The 20,276-nt window shown below is 29.4% G+C and carries 17 protein-coding genes; 1 reads left to right on the forward strand and 16 read right to left on the reverse strand.

What is annotated here, in order from left to right; all coding sequences use genetic code 11:
• Positions 1-26 precede the first annotated feature (26 nt).
• Positions 27-1,919 (forward strand): peptidase U32 family protein, encoded by a 1,893-nt coding sequence (locus ACULEV_RS08360; RefSeq protein WP_445458213.1) that lies wholly within the window; start codon positions 27-29, stop codon positions 1,917-1,919.
• A 97-nt stretch (positions 1,920-2,016) separates the two neighbouring features.
• Here ACULEV_RS08360 and ACULEV_RS08365 read toward each other — a convergent pair whose 3' ends face one another.
• The 16 genes from ACULEV_RS08365 to ACULEV_RS08440 all read right to left on the reverse strand — a co-directional run bounded on the left by ACULEV_RS08365 (position 2,017) and on the right by ACULEV_RS08440 (position 20,051).
• Positions 2,017-3,006 carry a glycosyltransferase family protein gene (locus tag ACULEV_RS08365; protein ID WP_445458214.1) on the reverse strand — a complete coding sequence of 330 codons (990 nt, stop codon included), beginning with the start codon at positions 3,004-3,006 and terminating at the stop codon, positions 2,017-2,019.
• A gap of 195 nt (positions 3,007-3,201) precedes the next feature.
• Entirely contained in the window at positions 3,202-4,122 is a 921-nt protein-coding gene (locus ACULEV_RS08370) for a hypothetical protein (protein WP_445458215.1), read from the reverse strand.
• A 197-nt stretch (positions 4,123-4,319) separates the two neighbouring features.
• Entirely contained in the window at positions 4,320-4,811 is a 492-nt protein-coding gene (locus ACULEV_RS08375; RefSeq protein WP_445458216.1) for a hypothetical protein, read from the reverse strand.
• A gap of 377 nt (positions 4,812-5,188) precedes the next feature.
• Positions 5,189-5,707, reverse strand: coding sequence for a hypothetical protein (locus tag ACULEV_RS08380; RefSeq protein WP_445458217.1), 519 nt, complete (start codon positions 5,705-5,707; stop codon positions 5,189-5,191).
• Positions 5,708-5,731: 24 nt separating this feature from the next.
• The gene (locus tag ACULEV_RS08385) at positions 5,732-7,405 is read right to left on the reverse strand and encodes a hypothetical protein (protein ID WP_445458218.1); all 1,674 of its coding nucleotides are present in this window, start codon (positions 7,403-7,405) and stop codon (positions 5,732-5,734) included.
• Between the two features lie 1,169 nt (positions 7,406-8,574).
• Positions 8,575-8,736, reverse strand: a complete 162-nt coding sequence (locus tag ACULEV_RS08390) for a hypothetical protein (protein WP_445458219.1) — start codon at positions 8,734-8,736, stop codon at positions 8,575-8,577.
• Positions 8,737-8,760: 24 nt separating this feature from the next.
• Positions 8,761-9,579, reverse strand: a complete 819-nt coding sequence (locus ACULEV_RS08395; protein WP_445458220.1) for a hypothetical protein — start codon at positions 9,577-9,579, stop codon at positions 8,761-8,763.
• Positions 9,572-10,027: a hypothetical protein gene (locus ACULEV_RS08400; RefSeq protein WP_445458221.1), complete on the reverse strand. Its 456-nt coding sequence runs from the start codon at positions 10,025-10,027 to the stop codon at positions 9,572-9,574. The genes ACULEV_RS08395 and ACULEV_RS08400 overlap by 8 nt, the downstream gene beginning before the upstream one ends.
• A gap of 4 nt (positions 10,028-10,031) precedes the next feature.
• Positions 10,032-12,050, reverse strand: a complete 2,019-nt coding sequence (locus ACULEV_RS08405) for a UvrD-helicase domain-containing protein (protein WP_445458222.1) — start codon at positions 12,048-12,050, stop codon at positions 10,032-10,034.
• Positions 12,040-13,887 (reverse strand): ATP-dependent nuclease, encoded by a 1,848-nt coding sequence (locus ACULEV_RS08410; protein WP_445458223.1) that lies wholly within the window; start codon positions 13,885-13,887, stop codon positions 12,040-12,042. Before ACULEV_RS08410 ends, ACULEV_RS08405 begins: the two co-directional genes overlap by 11 nt.
• A gap of 3 nt (positions 13,888-13,890) precedes the next feature.
• Positions 13,891-14,643, reverse strand: a complete 753-nt coding sequence (locus ACULEV_RS08415; RefSeq protein ID WP_445458224.1) for a nucleotidyltransferase domain-containing protein — start codon at positions 14,641-14,643, stop codon at positions 13,891-13,893.
• Positions 14,644-15,039: 396 nt separating this feature from the next.
• On the reverse strand, positions 15,040-15,756 hold the full coding sequence (locus ACULEV_RS08420; RefSeq protein ID WP_445458225.1) for a hypothetical protein: 717 nt from the start codon (positions 15,754-15,756) through the stop codon (positions 15,040-15,042).
• A gap of 229 nt (positions 15,757-15,985) precedes the next feature.
• A complete protein-coding gene (locus ACULEV_RS08425; protein WP_445458226.1) occupies positions 15,986-16,279 on the reverse strand; it encodes a hypothetical protein in 294 nt (97 codons plus the stop codon).
• Between the two features lie 148 nt (positions 16,280-16,427).
• Positions 16,428-17,693, reverse strand: coding sequence for a hypothetical protein (locus ACULEV_RS08430; protein WP_445458227.1), 1,266 nt, complete (start codon positions 17,691-17,693; stop codon positions 16,428-16,430).
• 19 nt (positions 17,694-17,712) lie between these two features.
• Entirely contained in the window at positions 17,713-18,459 is a 747-nt protein-coding gene (locus ACULEV_RS08435; RefSeq protein ID WP_445458228.1) for a hypothetical protein, read from the reverse strand.
• Between the two features lie 629 nt (positions 18,460-19,088).
• Positions 19,089-20,051: a hypothetical protein gene (locus ACULEV_RS08440; RefSeq protein ID WP_445458229.1), complete on the reverse strand. Its 963-nt coding sequence runs from the start codon at positions 20,049-20,051 to the stop codon at positions 19,089-19,091.
• Positions 20,052-20,276 lie beyond the last annotated feature (225 nt).

Raw genomic sequence — 20,276 nt, forward strand, 5'->3', positions numbered from 1 at the left:
AGAATAAAACTTATCACTACAATTGTATGAAAAAGAAGATTGAGATTTTGGCTCCTGCCAAAAATTTGGTGCAAGGAATTGCTGCTATTAATGCAGGTGCAGATGCTGTATATATTGGTGCTCCTTTGTATGGTGCTCGTACAAACGCAACAAACTCTGTAGAAGATATTGCTGAAATGGTTTCCTATGCTCATTTATTTAAAGCACAAGTATTTGTAGTACTTAATACCATTTTGTATGAAAAAGAATTAGAACCTTGTGAAAAATTAATTCACGAATTATATGCTATAGGTGTAGATGCACTGATTATTCAAGATATGGCTATTCTCGAAATGAACTTACCTCCTATCGTAATTCATGCTAGCACACAAGCTAATAATAGAGATCCAAAACACGTAAAATTCCTAAAAGATGCTGGAATTCAACGTGTGGTTTTAGCTAGAGAACTCAATTTGGACCAAATTAAAGAGATTCATGAAGCTTCTGATGTAGAACTAGAATTCTTCGTTTCTGGTGCACTTTGTGTCTCTTTTAGTGGTAATTGTTACATGAGTATTGCTAATGGGGAACGTAGTGCTAATAGAGGTTCGTGTGCGCAAAACTGTCGCTTACCCTACAATTTAGTAGATGGTACTGGTACAACATTAATTTCAAATAGTCATTTGTTATCGATAAAAGATTTAGACTTAAGTGATCAATTACCTAATTTAATTGAAGCTGGAATTACTTCCTTTAAAATTGAAGGTCGTTTAAAAGATATTGTCTACGTAAAAAATAATACCTCTTTCCTAAGAAGAAAATTAGATTCTTTCTTAGAAAATAATGATACGTTCCAAAAAGCCTCATCAGGAAAAACCTTCTATAATTTCGAACCAGAAATGGACAGAAGCTTTAACAGAGGTTATACCGATTATTTTGTAAACAAACGCAAAGAAAAAATCGGAAGTTGGGATACTCCAAAATCACAAGGACAATATATTGGTAAAGTTTTAGAATTAAAAGCCAATGGTTATGTAATTGAAAATTCAGATAAATTGAATAACGGTGATGGTCTTTATTTTATCAATGAAGCTGGTGAAGCTGATGGAGCACAAATAAATATTATTATCAATAATATCGTCGTTCCAAATACTTTCAAACCATTAGCCATAGGAACCGATATTTACAGAAATTCAGATGCTGAATTTAATAAAATAGTTGAAAAAGAAAATAGCGCTGTTAGAAAAATAAGTGTTGATTTAGTGTTTACTGAAACAAATGAAGGTTTTTTACTAGTTGCTACTGATGAAGATGGACATACTAGTATGGCAACTTTAGAAACAGATAAAGAAGTGGCTAAAAATGAAGCTTCTACCCTTCCAAATATCAAAACCAATTTAGCAAAAACTGGAAATACTCCATTTATTGTTGAAAATATTGAAGTTTCTTTTTCCAATAATTGGTTCTTACCTATTTCAAAAGTCAATGAAATCAGAAGAACGGTTTTAGAGCAACTAATTGACATTCGTATCAACGAATATCACAGAGAAGAGTTTCAGATTACCAAAACTGATCATCCTTATCCTGTAAAAGAACTCGATTTTACCTATAATGTATCCAATCATTTGGCTAGAAAGTTTTACAAACGTCATGGTGTTACTGAAATTGAAAAAGCCTTTGAAATGCAATGGGATCCAGGAAAATCGAGAGTAATGGTTACAAAATATTGTGTGAAATATGAATTAGGAAAATGCGCTCGTTTTCAAAGAGATACAATGGGTGAAAAAGTAGTAGAACCATTAACCCTTACTCATGGAGAAAATGCCTATAAATTGAAATTTAATTGCAAACCTTGTGAAATGGAAATTTGGGAAAAAGATGCTGATTTAGAATTTATAGATGAAGACGAACAACTGGAATTTGTTGGTAAAAGAAGATAATCTAAAAAACAATAATAATGTCAATCTGAACTTGTATCAAATTCTAAAAATAGTCATAAGTTCAGATCGACTGATTGTTTTACTTTATTAAAAGTAATTACTTGTTGTAAGTATCAAACAAATACTCTAAAGTCGCTGGAACATTGTTAGCTGTTATTTTGGGATAAACAATATCTCTATCCAACCAGTTTGCAATAACTTGATTAAAATCATCTCTTACTTCATACGCAACTGGTACTCCCATTTTTTTAAGTGCAGCCGCATTACATTCTTGCTCATAATGCTCTTTAATAGGAATAGACAAGAGTTTTTTGCCTAAGAATAAAGCTTCTGAGGGCGTTTCAAATCCACCACCAGTAATAATACCTTCACAATCAATAAGACTTTTATTAAATTCTTTTTGGTTCACCGGAAAATAAGTAATATTTCCAATAGTATGTATTTCTTTTATTGTATGTAAAAACCAATGAAATTTCAAATCAGGCAAACTTTGAAACGCTTTTTCCAAGCAATTTATATCAAAAGAGGGTAAATAAACCGTGATGTGTCCCAAATTTTTAGGTGTAGCATTTGCAATCTCATCTTTAATAATTGGAGGATGAATGAACGTATCATAAGGTTCAAAATGCAACCCTAAATTTTGAGGAGCTGAAGCATAATTTTTAAAGATAAATTCGCCCATTTTACTTTTATTTTCTGGTCTTGGAGTATGCTCTGATAAAAAACTTGCCTGGTGTCCAAACTGTACAGAATGCACTTTTTGTAACTTACAAGCTAAAGCAGTAACCGCATCAAAATCGTTAATAATAACATCATATTTGTGCAATGGTAATTTATTTGCGTCTTTGTAGATTTGGTAGGGTTTAATATTCTTAGCAATATTCCAATAGTCTAATCCACCACATTTGCTATAAAATAAACTACAACCTTTACTTCTAAATTGTATTGGAATACTTACATCAAGACTAGCATTACTACCACTAAGGAAAAAATCAATTTCACCATATCTCTGTAAGTAAGGAAACAATTGTGTGGCTCTACTAATGTGCCCATTTCCAGTAGCTTGAACAGCATAAAAAATTTTCATATTTTATTATTTATATTAAATAAAACCTTTTTCGGAAGGATTTCATTCAAAACTGCTCAAAAATAGCAATAACAACTTATTGAAAATTTGACATAACACAACCTTAATTATTATTTAAAATCAAGAATAAATTTTTTTAAAAAAAAGACCATCCTTTTAGATGGTCTTTTTATGCTATAAATTCCAAACAACTCCTTAGAGTTCTACCATGAAATCATAAATAGCATAATGTGGTTGACCAGTTGCCAATGTATTTAACAAAAATATTGGATTTGATGGTGTACAAGGAGTAACATCAAAATTATTTGAAATAATCCCTGACGAACTACCCACAACCCATCTTTTACAACAATTGTCAAAATGAAATCCTAATTCTTTCATGGTGTAGGTATTATTAGCAGGAAGATTTTTATAAGAATAACGACCCGTTAAACTACCACTCAAATCGTATTCTAAAATATCACCTAAATTAGGAGAACACATAATACTAGTCAAACCAGAAATAGCTTGCACTTTATTCCCTACAAATGTTAACCCATTGTATTGTGAAACAGGAGAAATTGACGAAAATAAAGCACATATTCCAGTAGTAACATCCACTTTCATTATGGAAGCAGATGCTTCTTTTATCGCTAAGAAAAGCCCTGTATTGCCATAATTTTCTATATCTTGTAAAGGTACAGTAGTATTAAAAACAACATTTGCCATACCCGATGATAATTGAAGTTTAAGTAATTTTTGTGGAAAGTTTGAATTTATTCCAGTAACTGCCCAAGCATAATCAGGAACTCCTGGCATATCACAAATACCAGTAACACCAGTAACAGGTGTACCTCCTATCTTAATAGATGAAAGATAAGAATACACAACAGTTGGTGATGAGCATAAATCTATTTTATAAATATGCGATGTGAGTCCAGCTGGAACTGGTGTACTAGTTCCAGCCGATAAAACCAAAGCATACATATCTCCACAAGCAGGTGCACGTAAAGAAGTTGAAGTAGTTTTACTGTTTACATTAGACTCTTCATTACTTGATTCATCTGGAGTTTGACACGACCAAAGCAATGCAACGACACTTGCTACTGCAAGTTTCATAATGGTAATTTTTTTCATGATTTGTGTTTATTTGAATTGTTTATTTACCTAAAATTAAGCAATATATTTTATCAAAAAAACACTTTTTTATTATTAAATTGTTGTATTGCAATATTTTATGATTTTTTACATTTTTTCTATACTGCTTTTTAACAAGAAATAAATATTATCTATAATTTAGTTAACATAAGAATCTTTATAAAGTTTTTAAAAAACTAAAAACCTGCTGCTGCAAGAAAATCAGGAACACTATAATTTGTTCCTGGAAGCTGTTTCCATGAAACATCATTAGGTTGTGTTTCTTCCATAAATGCCCAATGAGTAACTACGTTAGTTGTACCTGATGCCATTTGCATTTCAAATACCCAAGATTTTTCTTGTTCCCTCATCACTCCAAAACCTGTTGTTTCAAGTAAAGCTCCTAACTGATTTATAGGCATAAAAGCTATAAGTACTTTTCCTTGTGGTGTAATAGATCCCATAATTCTAAATGAGGAAGGAACCGCTGTTGGAGTTGTGTCTTTTTCATATAGTAAAGCTGCACAATTCCCCCAAAAATACCCATTTTCGTAGTTTGTAATTTGCCATACCGTTTGGTCTATCATTTGAGTTACCGTTCCATCTGTTGGACTCATTTGCATTGCTTGTAATGATTTAAAAGGTACGTACCAATATGTGCCTTTTAAGAAGTTCCATGTTGTTGTCATTTTATATATTTATAAAGTTACTTGTATCAAATTTACAATACTCTAATTTATAATAAGAGCGTATTTTTACCTGTTTTAATACGTAATGAAAGAAAATATATAAAATTTACAACCTGTACATCAAATAGTTTTTTTGCAAAATAATTTAAAGAATTTGTTCCTTTGATAACTTATTGGAATTGATTCTAACAGAAGGAAAAACTAGATATTCAATTATTTTTTTCAAACTATATGTTCTTTTAATTTACTAATCTTATACCTGTTTTCTCATAAGATTTATTCTAATCAAGTATAATAGTAAAAATAGTATAAAAAGAAGGCTTGAGCATCAAAATAAAGTACAAATAGTAACATTTTTTTCAGTATCTGAAATCCTCTTATAATTTTTCTCCCCAAAAACTCCATTGTTGTCCATTATATATTTGAACTGTTTTTGAAATGGGATCATAAACAATAGTACCTGGTTCAGGATTAGGAATAGTTGCATAAGCATTATCTACTTTTGGCAATATCAATGCTTTATCAGAAGATTCTAAAACTAAAACCCCTGAAGCAGTACTAGGATAAGTTCCTATAACAATGCCATTTCCTACATCAGTTAATAAATCTTGAGAAGAAGTATCTACTATACCTGATTTTCCTGAAAGATCAATCCAAATACTACCATTATAATATTTTACCCGTTGGTCACTTGTATCATAAATTAACGTTCCTCCTACTGGTGAAATAACGGCTCCCTCAGAGGTAACCCAAGGCAAAACAATTCCTTTTAAAGTTCCTTCTTGAAAATCTAAAATTCCATCACCTTCTATCATAGTTTTTCCTATTGCAACTTGGGAAAATAAATAAGAAAAAGGTAAAATTACACATAAAAATAAAATTATTTTTTTCATCATATCTTTTTTAAATATTTTTAAATATTAATGACATCTTTGCTCTAAAACTACCCAAGATGTACCATTATATAGTTTCATTACTTGATCATCAGTATCAAAAACTAACATTCCTTCTACAGGACTAATAATTGTTGTTTCTGGTGATTCCATACGAGTTATAACAAAACCTTTAGTTTTAGAACCTAAAATTAACATCCCGTTATCCACAGAACGTATCCAAGATTGACTAGCTGTAGCATCAAAAGTGGAAATAATCATGTTTTGACCACTCACGGGAGTTCCTGTACTACCATTCTCATAACAAATAGAATTACCAAATGTAAAATACATGTTGTTTTCTAATGGTATATTTAAAAAAGCATCCGTTGTGATTGGAATTTTTGTGTCTGAGTTATCAAAAACAGCATCTGTACTTAGTAATAAATAATCTGCCTCTGTATTATCTAACTTTATATTTACTGATGCAATAGCTGAACCTGTTTTTTGTACTTTCCAAATACGATTCATATGATACACCGCAAAACCACTAATATAAGTATCGAATTGAGTATTTAATCCATTATCTGCCACTAGCAAGTAATTTAAATCATTGGTAATTGCAGTATGAGAAGCATTATTTGCTGTAAAGTTTGTATCTGTAGATAGTGTTATAATACCGTCCGCATTTACCGATTTTGAAATTTGCTGATGTAAAGCTGTTAAGTCATCTCTACCAATACCAAAGATGTTTTTATTGTAAGCTCCTGCTATTGTTGCATCCCAAATAACAGTTCCATTGGTAGCCAGATAATTATTTGGTGAAGTTTGATCTAAAGTAATACCATATTTAATGGCTAAATAGCTATTAATTTTTAAAGTCTCCGTTGCAGATAAATTTTTACTATAATGAATAATTTCGCCTAAAAGTCCATCAAATGCTCTATTATTACTAAAAGTTAAATTACCACTCTTTGATTGTCGGCCAATAGTAATAGGACCAGATGTAACTTGATGTGAACTATTTTCATCAATTCGTGAAGCATCTAATTCCACTAGCGATATGGTACTAGTAGCTCGAACTAAATTATTTATTATTATATTTTTATTTGTTCCAAAATTCACATCATAATTATACACATTAGGTTCAGAAGTACCAGCCCAAGTTGTAAAAAATTCTGATCCTCCATTACCTATAGAGGTATACCCATAAGATCTATGACTTCCAATAGCAAAACCATAACCTCTATCTCCATAAAATCCAAAATCAAACACAAAAGGAGCTGTTTTGGCAGCACTAGTTATATCTGGTTTAGCAACCACAAAAAGATTAAGACCTGCTTGAGCTGCAAGGGTAAAAACATAATCATTACCAAAATTTAAACCATTATTGATTCCGTCAAATTCTACTGTGGGATTAAAATTAATTCTTTTAGTACCTGTGGTTCTGTAAACTGGTGAGGACAATTCACCTCCATTAGTAGCATTGTTAACCCTTACACCAGATTTATCTACCCAATTATTAACTATAACTCCATCAGCCACAGCAATACCATCATTTGCTTTTAACCAAATAGTTAATTGTGTTGTTACACCTCCTGGTGCAACTTGGGAATATCCAGTCCAAAAAATCAAAAAAAGAGGTAACAAAATTATACTATTCTTCTTTTGATTAAATTTAATTGTTTTTTTATACAAACTTATTATTGTTAGTTCTTTCATAGTAAAATAAATTTTTACTCCTAATTAATTCTTGTGGAAAATTAGAGATTTGACAATGAATTGATAAAATTATTAGACCGATTGAAAAAATCTGTAGATAAAAAACTCATTTGAATGGTTTAACAGTAATTATGCTTTTTATGTAAGTACAAATAAAAAATTATTCATTGAAAAAACAATTATATTATTTTGTAACTAGCTGATAATTAAATAAAAAAAACACAAATTTATAGATTAATATACCATTCATTTGCTGTCTCTTGTACTACAATGGTCTTACTATACAAACCTGATTTTACTCATTTTTATATTTAAAAAACCATTACTATTATTTAGGAAATAACTAGAACTTAACTCGGCACTTTAATGGGATGCCATTTTGTAGTTTTCTTTCCAGAAAAATTAGTAATATAAAACATATTACTCCTGTCAATGAAGGTTTTGAAAGGAAGTAGGTGTAAGGGTTTAAGGGCTTGAGTAATCATTTTAAATCATTTTTATTTCTATAATTAAATTGTTTTTAAATTTCGATTTAAGTGTAAATCTTACTGAATTTGATAACAAAAATACTTTTTTTTTATATTCTAAAGTTAAAATAGTATTTTATTTTAATTTTAGGATCATCACTAAAAATCTAAAGTAGATGCTTCTCCATTTAAAACTCTTCTTCCTATCAATCAACTACTTGTATAACTTTTTCTGAAAAATACGCACAATACTGTCACCCTGTAAGGGTCGCATTAGAAACTCTATAAAGTTTTTGAGCTATTTGTAGGATTACAAAGCATCGGATAGCTTGACTAGTTTGAGGATTTTGATTGTGTGAGCTACTTATGAGATCCTTACAGGATGACATAAGGATTATAAAAAAAACACTAGCTTCTGCACACAAACTTCTACACGCAAACTTGTCATCCTGTAAGGGTCGTATTAGAAACTCCATAAAGTTTTTGAGCTACTTATGAGATTACAAAGCATCGGATAGCTTGACTAGTTTGAGGATTTTGATTGTGTGAACTGCTTATGGGATCCTTACAGGATGACAAGATTATGGATAAGGATTATAAAAACAAACACTAATTTTTACACACAAACTTCTACACGCAAACTTGTCACCCTGTAAGGGTCGCATTAGAAACTCTATATAGTTTTTTAAACCTCTTATGATTTTATATCACTCGCTTTTTCATATCTTCAGCCATCTTTTTTGCTTCTAATAAACTACAATCTAACTCTCTTTTAATTAAAGACGTAGCTAAGACTATATTATCTTGTTTTAAGGCCAGTAGTACTTCGTGAACTGTTAGTTGTTTTAAGTATTGTTCTTTCATTCTAAAGAAATTTATTGACATATTTTAAAAAGGCAAATCTTCTTCATTAATTATTTCATCAAGAGTAACTAATTCGAACATTTTTGGATTTAATGATGCAACTTGTTTTAAATATTTGGAATTATATTTAGAAAAACTTCTTAAACCATGATCAAATAGATCATATAATAAATTAATTTTATATCTGCTTTCTAAGCTTTTTTTAATTCTTTCTGAATGAACATTTCCTTTCCCTGAAATCATTAAGGATGGAGCTAAATGATGTGGAAATTCTCTTTGAGAATTGTTTTCTAAAACTTCTTTTTTTAGTTCATTATACAACCCTACAAAGTTAAATAAAAGCTCAGGAAAAGGATTGAAATTTTTTACTTCACAAAATGTTTGAAGATTAATATTCTCAACATAACAAAACTTTTTTGTTGAATTCTCTACCAAATAATGGTCTTTGTCTACAACTATGGTATCCTTATTTATGACCGAAATATCAGGAGTTAAATATATGTCATGTTGATATCCTGATTGAACAGTTAAATTGTGATGTATTTCAAAACATACTTCCTTGTCTTGACCTTCAACTATATTAATTAATCTTATTTCAAAAAACGAAAAGTTTTCAGGATAACCACTTGGAGAAAGTTTATATTTAAATTTTTTAGCAATTAGATTCTTTACTTCTAATTTGAATCCTTCATTTTGATAAAATTTAACAATATAATTATAACAACTCATTTCAAAGTAGTCACTTATTCTTTTTCCCTGATTTGAAATAAATGTTTTATTTCTTTTTAGGAAATCATTTATTTCTTCTTCAAAATCTTCAACTTTTTTAAAAGGATTAGCCATCTATATCGTTTTTGTCTTCATTTTTGTCTAATTGATATTTAAGATTTTTTATTTTTCTTAATAAATCCTTTGTTTCAACTGTTGAAAGAATGTCTATAGTTAATTTATAATTTTCAGCCATTTGCTTATAATTATTTACAATTGCTAAAATTCTATTTTTTTCAGTGCCAGTTAAATTATACTTACCAATTTTTATTGCAGTTGCTGGACTATTATTAAATACTGTGCCTGCAAACTTGGTAGCCGCTTCCATATTTGCAATAACTCTTTTATAAAATATTGATAATGATAAAATTAATTCTATTGACTTTCTATATTGAATAAGATGTTTATAAGCATCTCGGTTTTCTAGTATAAAATTAATTTCTTTCAACCTATTATAGTATTCATTATACATCGGGTTTGAGATTTCTCTAGGTAGACGGCTACAAAATTTTTCAATAATCATAATCTTAATTAATTTTTTGTATTAAATCATTCTGAATTACCCAAATTCCTCCCTTTTTATGACACAAACTATCTAGGTAATCTTTAACATTTTCTTCTAAAGCTACAAAACATAATAGATGTGTTGGTCTTGAAAAGCCAACATACATCATTTTAAGAGCTTGTCTATCATACGCCCCATTACATTTATGCTCCTCAAGTAATAGAGGATTGGATTTATCTTTACCTTTTAATTTTATGATTTTTTGAGTTTCATATATAGGCCTTTGATAAGCTGTTTCTATATACATTGTAGCACAATGGGTTTGCCCTTTTACAGCATGAACAGATGCTAAATCAATTTTTATAAAATCATTTTCTTTTGAATCTTCTACTTTATTTTGTCTTAATTCAAAATTATCTGATTTTATAAAATCATTTGATTTTGAAATGGACTTTGAAACATAATCTTCTAAATTGTACCAATTTAAACCAATAAAATCATTACTATTTATAAAAAATACTATTTCAGTATAAACTTCTTCATTTTGTTGATGAACCACAATTCTAAAACACCACGAATATAATTTAGCTTTAAAATCATTGTAAAAATCTTCACTTTGATTTTTAATAAATTGCATTAAAGTAGATTTTCGATACCTTATTCCTTTATTATTCTTTATATCCTCTAAATCTAAAATCCTTACAAAACTATTCAGAATAGATTTCCTAATAGATTCTAAAGTTTTCTTTTCCTTATCATAATAATATAAATAATCTTTCAAACATGTATAATCTTCTTTAGGAGAATAGGACTTCTTTGAATAATTAGAGAACAATTTTTGCAAATAAATTTCATTATTATCTTCTTCTTTTTCCGTTATCCAGCTAATGATTTTAAAACCACTTTTTATATTTTTGTCATATTGATGTAGATTATATTTTATGATTAATTCAATAAATTTATTTTTTATTTGTTCTCCAGTTGTTTCTCTATTAATGACAATTAAATGAGGCTTTAAATCTGACTCCTCGAATTTCCCAACAACTTTATAATCTTTTGGTCTTTCCAATACTAATTTATCTACAAGTTTGGCCGTATTTGAATTCAATCGCAAAGAGTTTTGAAAACTTAAATCTATATATTTTTGTGAATCAAATTCTTGACGAGTTTCCCAATCACATTTTTCTTTTACTGTATTATATATTGATTGATTTTTGTCACCAAGCCTTTGAATTACAGTTGTAGACTTGTTTGTAAAAAAAATATGATCAATTATTTTTATTTGAAATTCTTCTAAATCTTGCATTTCGTCTATGAAAACATATTTAAAACGATTTTGAAGAATTAATTTTATTATTTCAAATTTTAATAAATATTTATTCGCAAGAAAGTAACCATCATCAAAATGTAGGTAACCATTTTTTATTAAGTTTTCTTTAAAAGATTTTAAACCTGCATAAGTTGGTTTTGATTGGTCCTTCAATGCAAAATCTTCTTTGCTTGAATTCAACCCACTAATTAGATTATAATCTTTATCAAATCTTATATTGATTAAGAACTTTATTGGATCCTTCTTTTTATCCAACCAATTCTTTAAATTATAATTTTGAGTATTAAGGTAAAATTTATTTATTTGGTATTCATATCTTTCAACATCAAAAGTTATTGGTTTTTGTTTATAATGAGATATGTAGTTAGGAATAGCTAAATACTTATTGACAAAACTCTGAATAGTTCCAACAAAATTGGGATATTCAAAAAGTTGAGGACAATGTTTTTTTAATTTCTTTTCTATCTCGTCAACAGCACTATTTGTATGAGCTAAAACCAAAATTCCTGAACCATCTTCAAATGGCATATTTTGAGCAATACAATATAATTTTGCAATTAAAGCAGTAGTTTTTCCACTTCCAGGAACTGCCAATAAATCACAAGTTTCAAAATTTTTGATAAAATCAATTCTCTCATTTCTATCATCTTTAAAAGTTCCATCAACTAAAAAGATTTTTTCCGCTTGAGGTATATATTTCTCAATTTCCATTTTTACAAGCGTGTTTTATGGCATCAACTATGTAGTAAAAAGTATCATCTGCGCTGAAATCTAAAGTATTAACATTTTTAATATTCTCACTTAGCGCATAAGATAATTCCGTCTTATTAAGGTTTTTACTTAAAAGTAATTTAGCTAATCCTTTTTCCCAATCATCCTCAGAAGCAGTGACATTAAAAGTGTTTTTATGAACTATTTGTAAAACTTCTTTAAAAGAGTCTCCTAAGGTTTTAGACTTTAATAAACACCATTCAAAAGTCCATTGTTTTGAAACAAAAGGTTTGACATAATCACTTTGTTTATCTAAAATCTGATTTTCTTTTTCTTTTACTAATTTATCGTGATTGATAACATCTTGATTTATATACGTATACTGTTTTTTATCTTTACTTTTCTTCTGTTTACCATTTTCAATGACAGCCTCTCTTTCATATTCTCTTATATCCAAATCTGTTACAATTGAAACAGGAACTTTCAACACATTTTCATTCTCTTTTCTCAAAAATACTTTTGCAAAATCGAGATATGCAGTAGAACCTACATTAACAATCGAAACTTCTTTTTTTGTTAAATCACAATTTATTTTTTTTGCAATTTCAGGTATTAATATTTCTTCTGACCAGCCTTCAACTAAAATTACCCCTTTTGCAAAAAATAGATTTGATTTTGTTACATCTAAAAACCTTTTAAGATACTTATAACTATTTTCATATTTGCTTTCTTTCGTTTTTTCACCTAAATAAGTATAATCTTCACCTAAAGGAAAAACATTATTATTTTTACAAATTATTAAAGACTTTAAATCTACTTTTGATGCTATATTCGAACTATGTGTTGTAAGTATAAATTGAATACCAGTGTTTGCTTCTCTATCTAACGTTTCAATAATTTTCATTTGAGCTTGTGGATGCAAGTGCGCTTCTAATTCTTCAACCATACATAACTTCAAGCCATCATATTTTTCTTTTTTTAAGTGTAATAACTCAGCAGCCATAAACAATCGGTTCATTGTACCTAAACCTAAATTGTCTCTTTCTTCAATTCCTAAAGAAATTTTTTCAAGAATATTTTTTATTTCTGCTTTAGCAATATCAAATTTAGAGAGATAATCATCATCAATAAAATCTTTCAAAAATTCATTAATAGGACCAGCTATTTGTTTTTTATTACTTTTTTGACCTTCAATTTTTTCAATATCTTCGTTAAAATAATTTTTAATTAAACCATTTGCTTCTTCAAAAATTTGTTCTATTTGATGTTTACTTGTGTCACCTTTTTTCTTTTTAAATAATTTATGTTCTTGTAAAATTTGAGAAAGTCGAGAGTTTTTTTTTGCCATTAATTCGCTATCAGCATCTCGCAAAGCTTTTAAATAAGTACATTTTAAATATTCTCGTGCTTCAGCGTTTAAAAGGAAACCTGTTCCATCCATTCCAGCTTTAACATCAGAAGGAAGAATTCGATTATTTCTGTATTCTGCTTGATAAATTAAAATTAATCTTGGTTGTTTTTCATTATCCCAACCTAGCCATTCTATAAAATGTTTTGCTTCATCATCTGTTATTCCTTTAAAATGAATTTCAATTCTTAGTTTTTCAGTATTTGAATGAAAATCAGACTTTTCAACTTTTATCCATTCATAAGCGTGTGTTTTCAAAACTAATTTAATGGCATCAAGAATTGCTGACTTACCTGAGTCATTCTGACCGATTATAATATTCATTCCTTTTTCAAGCGGAACATTTAAATGTGGATTTTCAAGGTCTAAATCATTTGAACCTATACCGTATTTTCTAAAATTCCATAGTTTTAATTCTGATATATACATAATTTACTGTTTCATTATCAAATCCCTAAAAACCCCATCCAATTCCTCACTTACCTTCTTCCCACTTCCCAAGCCATTGGCATGCTCTTGGTTAAAAACTACCGTTTCCTGTAAAAAAGTCGTTATTAGCTCCTCTTTTGGGTGTAAATAGGTTTCGTTTTGGTTGGCTTTTATTTCCATTAGTTCTTTTACTTTTTCTTGTATGTTTTGGGGTGCAATAGGCAACAATTCCATGAAAGCTACTGGTGGAAAGCTGTTGTTTTCTATAATCCATTTTCCGGCTAAAGCGGTTCGCAAGGCATAGAAATAGCTTTTTAGTTTTACTTCTTCTTGTTCACAAACGGTCATGAAATTCTTGGTTGTTCCTAAATAGTGGTGCAAACAAGCCACTGGTGAAAAACAGTCTTTGGCTAATGTTCTTAGTTGTTGCATAAATGCTTCGTTTTCATAATAGACTACTGGTGAGAAAATCCATTCTAGCAAAGATGCATTGGATTTGGCTAATAATCTTACGGTTTTCCGTAAATCCCAACCTGAACCGTCTAAATCATCGGCAGTCATGAACTCAATAGTATCTGGTTTTTCCCAAAGTGACAAGTAGTAGTCTAAATCGTGTTTGTAGATAAATCTTATGTCATAATCGCTATCAGGAGAAGCAAAACCCCAAGCTCTACTTCCACTTTCCACAGCATATAACAATTCTACTCCTTTTTGAAGTTCGATTTCTTTTAGTTTTTCTAGTATTTTTTCTTGCATAATCGTGTTTCTCAAATATAGTAATAAAACGGGTTAGTGGTTATAGGTATTTTTACCTGTTTTTGTTTTTTTGTAGTATGTAGTATGTTGTATGCTGTATGTTCTAGGTTGTAGGTTGTAGGTTGTCTTAGTTTGTGTGTAATTGGATTGTGGATAAGAATTGTGAAAAGAAACAGCCTTTGTACACAGAAACTTGTCACCTTATAAGGGTCGCATTAGAAACTCTATAAAGTATTCTTGAGCTACTTGTGAGATGCTTACAGCATGACAAGATTGAGGGTAATAATTTCGCAACTACTAAAAAACCATTCCTTAAAACCTACCACTTAAAACCTACAACAATCAACACAAACTAAGACAACCTACAACCTAGAACAGAAAACGGACAACAGAAAACTACTCCACCTGCAAAACCATCACCACTTTACTACTATCATTTTCCATGGGTATAAAATTACCTTTTACTTGTTTGTAAAATTCTAGTTCTAGAAGGGTAAATATGGTTCCTGTGCCTTCTGTTTCTTTTGGTAAGGGCAAACTTATTCTTTCAGGTACTTCTCTTTTTTTATAAAACACTTTTTCAGCAGCAATTAGCGTGTGGTCTTTGGTTTCCCAATTACAATGCAAATAATGCACACAAGCTGCCATATACTGAGATTGTTTTGGAAAAACGATAGCCGTTGTTTCTAAAGTTACCTCGTTAGTTAGTACAACTGGTAGCTCATAGGCTATTTGAGGATTAAAATGATAGTTTTGTAAGCGTAATTTTCCTTCGGTTGTAACCAAACCCGCTTCCAAAGTTCGCTTACCTCTTTGAGAAATAGTATCGTATGTCATGACCTCTCGCATTATTTTGGTACAACTATTTACTACTGCTAAATTATTGGTTTTAGGCAAAATGGGTTGTAAAGCCACCCGTATGGTTTTACATAAAGCAGACAATCTACCAAACTCACTTGCGTTTTGTCGGCATTTTTTATATTTAGCACTTTTCTTTAATGCTTTGCTAGTAAACCCACTGATGGTTCTAAGAATGATTTGTTCTCTTGAGATATAAATCACATAATTTCCAATGCGTTTAGGGTAATCTCCTGGTGTTTTTATAATGGCCATTGTTTTCCTTTTTAATGTTAATCTGCTTTTAGGAAATCCATCCTAATTTTGGTACTCCTTTGTAAGGGTTTTGTAAGGGCTTTGTTCGGGGTTGTGGTACCCCTTTCCGAAGCTTTCCCGAACAAAACCCAAACGAATATCGTACCAAACTACTTAAAAATGTAATAAAACATCCAACTCATAACACACAACCCACAACAGACAACTAATAACTAAAAAAAGCATACTGCTAGTCCTTGAGAATCTCAATTACTTTTCCGTATACTTGCTTGGTCCAGCCGTTTATATGTCCGTGATTGTTGCCTATTTGTAACCCTCTTCTTTCGTTTTTTGCTTTTACTAAATGCGTATAAACGTTGCCTCTTACTTTACAATACACTATATCACCCACATTGCATTCTTCCCATGTTACAGGAGCCAATCGAACGGCTTGCTTGGACTTTAAAATAGGTAACATGCTATTACCCGCTTCTCGAGAAACAATGGTTTCTCCTTCTAATAGTTTTTGAATTTTGATATTCATTATTTAATTATTTATTGTTTTGAAAGTGAAGATTATCCTACGTTTTCAAAGCAATACTTTGACTATTAGATTATGGTACAAAATAAAACTACTCCTACGTAATTATTTTACGTAGGAGTGGTTTTTGTGATTAATAATAATGGAATGTTTATTCTATTCCTTTATCCAAACTTATTTTCTTAACCTTAGATAAATTGTAGGTTATCCCGAAAAATTTACCAAATTTAAATTCACTTTGTGTAGGAATAGTTCCAGAATCTCCTAGATTATAGGAACCGCCAACTTGATACCCATCTGCAATTCTTTCTACTTTTCCCATAGAAATACCTGCTGTAAAAATAATACGTTCTTGCTTTCCTAATATAAGTCCACCGCCAAAAAGCACTTGTAATTTTTCGTTTTTAGTTAATGCAGCACCAAAATTAATTGTTGGTACCACCCAAGAATTCATACGTACATAAGTATTAATCATAGAACCAAATGCCAAATCATATTCTCCTTTATTTTTTAAGGTTATAATTTTGTTTCCAAGAATGCTTAAATCATCTCTTTTGTCAAATTCGTAGTCATAGAGTGAACTAAAAAACAATCCAGCACTAACGTCAATTTTTAAACCATTCTTAATCCATATATTATAAGGAGTGGATGCAAAATCAGTATCTTCTACTTTTGTTTCTTTATCAAAACGACGCAGTTTAAATTCTAACGCATCAATATTTTTTCCTTGTATATCAATGGGTAAAGTATAAATGTCAAAATTAATAGAGTAAAATTTATTTATGATATTTTCAATACTTTTTTCTGCTTTTTCTTTGGTTTTAAACAAATTCTCTTGAACTACTGCATATTTTTTATTCCCTTTAAATTTCTCCAAATGATTAATTAGTTCATGATTAATTCCGTAACTTTTTTTAGCCTCATTTAAAAACAAAATTCTCTCTTTTAAGTCTATTTCTTTCAATACATTTTTTTGTTTTAAAATTTCATAAGAAGTTTCAACTTCAATATTTAAATAATCAATACTATTATTTAAACTATAATTGTATTCTAAAATATCTTCAATTTTAATTGGCATATGTTTTAGAGCAGCTATATCAGTAGTTGAATCATCTATAGCTTCATCAATCGCTTCTTTAACCTTTGCTTCCTCATTAAAGAAAGAAATATTCTTGGTATCAATTTTATAATAATACTTTAAAGGATTTCCATTAATTAGTTTAATGGCAATCATATCTTTAGATTTTACAGAAAGCCATTTACTATAATCTAATGCAGTATATAATGAATCTGTATAAATTGTAATACTCTTTTTATGTGGTTTACTCAAATCGACTGTTATTATTTTTGTTTCTACTTGGCTATAGCCAATAATTCCAAAGAATAAAAAATAAAGTATAAATGTTGTTGTTTTCATGATGTTTTAGTTTTTAATGTTATTTTTTAAATTTGAATTCTCCTCCTTTTATGAGCCATGAAACACCAAAGCATTCCACAGCAATAGTTTCTAGCCAAAAAGTAAGATGATGGGTTTTGTGAAAGTCATGAAATGAATTAGGAACAATTTTATTAAAATAGTCGCTTCCTAAAAAGATAATTAATATAGACAGAAGCATTATCACTCCAAGGGTTCTGTATAATTTATGTCTGAATTTTATTTGTTTTTCAGCTTTTTCATACCCTTCACTAGTTTTTGTAAAGCGAAATAATGACATATAGGCTAACGACAATAAGAAAATTGCTGCTGATATATAATGAAAGGCTTCTCTAGTAGGATTTTTTTCTAAAATAGTAACTATGTGATTTTCCGAAATATTTAAACATCCTTGTAACAAACTATCTGTTGGTAGTAGAACAACAATTAATGCAGCCATTCCAGTAATTGATGAAATAATAAAGTCTGTACATTTTTCTTTATATATTATAAAGAAAATAGCTAATAAAGACATTATTGCAATAAACAACGGGCCTGATTTTGTATAATAATAATGACTTATAGATGGTAATACTTCTTTGAATCCATCAGTAAAGAGTAAAAGTAATGGCAATAAAATGGGTAATAAAATTCCTAATACTCCTATTAACTTTCGCAGTGTATATGAATTTTTAATTAATAACTCTTTTTGTTCTTTTTCATTAAATTTCAATGAATGACATTTTTCTTTAATTGCTGTTGTTATCATGATATTATTGTATTGGTTGATGTTCCAAAGGTATCTATACAGCACTATACCAATCAATTACCCTTTCGGGTGATATTTTGTAACTGTTAAAATCATTATTTTTGGAAAGTTTTGAATATTATTTTTGGATATCACACAAAAGGGTAATTATGAACAGATTATTTATTGCCCAACTTTGTCCTAAAAAATAAAACAACATGAAAATTAGAATTGCCATAGTAGAAGACGATAAAAACTACAACCAAGCTTTGAAGAAGATCATCGATTTTTAAGAAGATATGGAATGTGTGGCTCAGTTTTATAATGCTAAACCCCCTTTGCAAGAATTAGAGACTTTAGATCCAGACGTGGTTTTAATGGATATTCAATTACAAAATCTTTCTGGGATTGACTTAGTGTTTCAATCTCATAATCGGTTAAAGATAAATAGATTCTATGTTTTATTTTTTTATTATTTTTTGTACATATTTCCATTAATACTAAATTTAAAATCATCGATCTAGGCTAAGAGTAGTTGCAAAATTTTGTATTTAACTTTATAGGTAAGTATGTACCAATCTGAAAATCCGAGTAGATTTTCAGATTGGTCACAAACTAGTAATTACTTATAGAATCGTTAGGCTACTTGTTTATTTGCTTTCAACTTCTTTAATCGCATTAAGTCTATCCTGCAATAAATCAGACAAAATCTTTTCCATCGGTTCAAGAGCTTTTTTCAATTTAGAAATCAAGTCATTAAGTTTATTTTCTTCCACTTTTAAGGCATCGACTGCATTATTATTTTTCAAATCTCTAATGGTATTTTTACATTCCACAATAGATTTTTCGTAATCAGAAGTTATTGGTTCAAATTGTTCTCTAACTTTTAATTCTACTGTATCGAACTCTTCATTTATCATCTGTATGGTTAATGATTCAAGTTGGTTCTCGAAACTTGAGGAAAGCGCATTTAATTCTGCTTGTTTTGACTCAATTTTTTTAGATGTTGTTTCTATAGCTTCCTCTTCCCCATCATAATTTACACTTGTAATTACTAAACAATTAAATTTTACTAATTTCATTCTAATTGTTATGCTTGGCATATCATAAATAAGTTCTTTATCTTTAAAAACTATTTTTGGAATTTTAGTTATTATTTTATGTTCTTTCATTACAACTTCAGGAATTGCAGTAATAATCGGTGTCCATTTTGTAGTGCATTGCCAAGTCCTAGTTTTAATTCCAAGTCCAACTTTAGTTATTTTCCAACCACAAGTCGTTTCTGGTTTTTCACCAATCTTTTTATCTACCATGCGTGTAGTTGGTACATCAAAAATGATTTCTCGGTTTTCCATTGTGACTTCTGGAAGTTTTAAAACAACACGTTGTTGATTTTTTCCAATTTCAGGTATCGGCACATGAAAAGAAACTTCTTTCCATTCAAAATTATATGTATATTCATCATTTTTGATGCTGAATAACGTTCCATTATCTTGTAGCACTTCTCCATTTTTCTCAATTTCGTCAGCATAAGTATTTAATTGCTTTGCCACTTCTTTGCTTTTTGCCTCAAACTCGGCAACTAATTTTTTGATTTGTTCTTCGAATATCATATTTATAAATTTTAGTTGATTACTATTTATACTAACCTGTTATACTTGATGATTACTTTGATATTTGTTTCATAGAAAACTTTCTATAGCTCTTACAAGAGGAGCTTTAGTAGGAGTTAATTATGTTGGGAAATTGCATTACTACTGCATTAAAGTCCCTTTTTGCTATCATGATATCTATTGTATTAGTTATTGGTTCAAAGGTATCTACACAACACTATACCA

It is taken from the genome of Flavobacterium sp. HNIBRBA15423, assembly GCF_052655965.1.

What these genes read in the sequence shown, in the direction of transcription:
- ACULEV_RS08360 (WP_445458213.1), top strand. Translation starts at nt 27, where the DNA reads ATGAAAAAGAAGATTGAGATTTTGGCTCCTGCCAAAAATTTGGTGCAA.
- ACULEV_RS08365 (WP_445458214.1), bottom strand. Translation starts at nt 3,006, where the DNA reads ATGAAAATTTTTTATGCTGTTCAAGCTACTGGAAATGGGCACATTAGT.
- ACULEV_RS08370 (WP_445458215.1), bottom strand. Translation starts at nt 4,122, where the DNA reads ATGAAAAAAATTACCATTATGAAACTTGCAGTAGCAAGTGTCGTTGCA.
- ACULEV_RS08375 (WP_445458216.1), bottom strand. Translation starts at nt 4,811, where the DNA reads ATGACAACAACATGGAACTTCTTAAAAGGCACATATTGGTACGTACCT.
- ACULEV_RS08380 (WP_445458217.1), bottom strand. Translation starts at nt 5,707, where the DNA reads ATGATGAAAAAAATAATTTTATTTTTATGTGTAATTTTACCTTTTTCT.
- ACULEV_RS08385 (WP_445458218.1), bottom strand. Translation starts at nt 7,405, where the DNA reads ATGAAAGAACTAACAATAATAAGTTTGTATAAAAAAACAATTAAATTT.
- ACULEV_RS08390 (WP_445458219.1), bottom strand. Translation starts at nt 8,736, where the DNA reads ATGAAAGAACAATACTTAAAACAACTAACAGTTCACGAAGTACTACTG.
- ACULEV_RS08395 (WP_445458220.1), bottom strand. Translation starts at nt 9,579, where the DNA reads ATGGCTAATCCTTTTAAAAAAGTTGAAGATTTTGAAGAAGAAATAAAT.
- ACULEV_RS08400 (WP_445458221.1), bottom strand. Translation starts at nt 10,027, where the DNA reads ATGATTATTGAAAAATTTTGTAGCCGTCTACCTAGAGAAATCTCAAAC.
- ACULEV_RS08405 (WP_445458222.1), bottom strand. Translation starts at nt 12,050, where the DNA reads ATGGAAATTGAGAAATATATACCTCAAGCGGAAAAAATCTTTTTAGTT.
- ACULEV_RS08410 (WP_445458223.1), bottom strand. Translation starts at nt 13,887, where the DNA reads ATGTATATATCAGAATTAAAACTATGGAATTTTAGAAAATACGGTATA.
- ACULEV_RS08415 (WP_445458224.1), bottom strand. Translation starts at nt 14,643, where the DNA reads ATGCAAGAAAAAATACTAGAAAAACTAAAAGAAATCGAACTTCAAAAA.
- ACULEV_RS08420 (WP_445458225.1), bottom strand. Translation starts at nt 15,756, where the DNA reads ATGGCCATTATAAAAACACCAGGAGATTACCCTAAACGCATTGGAAAT.
- ACULEV_RS08425 (WP_445458226.1), bottom strand. Translation starts at nt 16,279, where the DNA reads ATGAATATCAAAATTCAAAAACTATTAGAAGGAGAAACCATTGTTTCT.
- ACULEV_RS08430 (WP_445458227.1), bottom strand. Translation starts at nt 17,693, where the DNA reads ATGAAAACAACAACATTTATACTTTATTTTTTATTCTTTGGAATTATT.
- ACULEV_RS08435 (WP_445458228.1), bottom strand. Translation starts at nt 18,459, where the DNA reads ATGATAACAACAGCAATTAAAGAAAAATGTCATTCATTGAAATTTAAT.
- ACULEV_RS08440 (WP_445458229.1), bottom strand. Translation starts at nt 20,051, where the DNA reads ATGATATTCGAAGAACAAATCAAAAAATTAGTTGCCGAGTTTGAGGCA.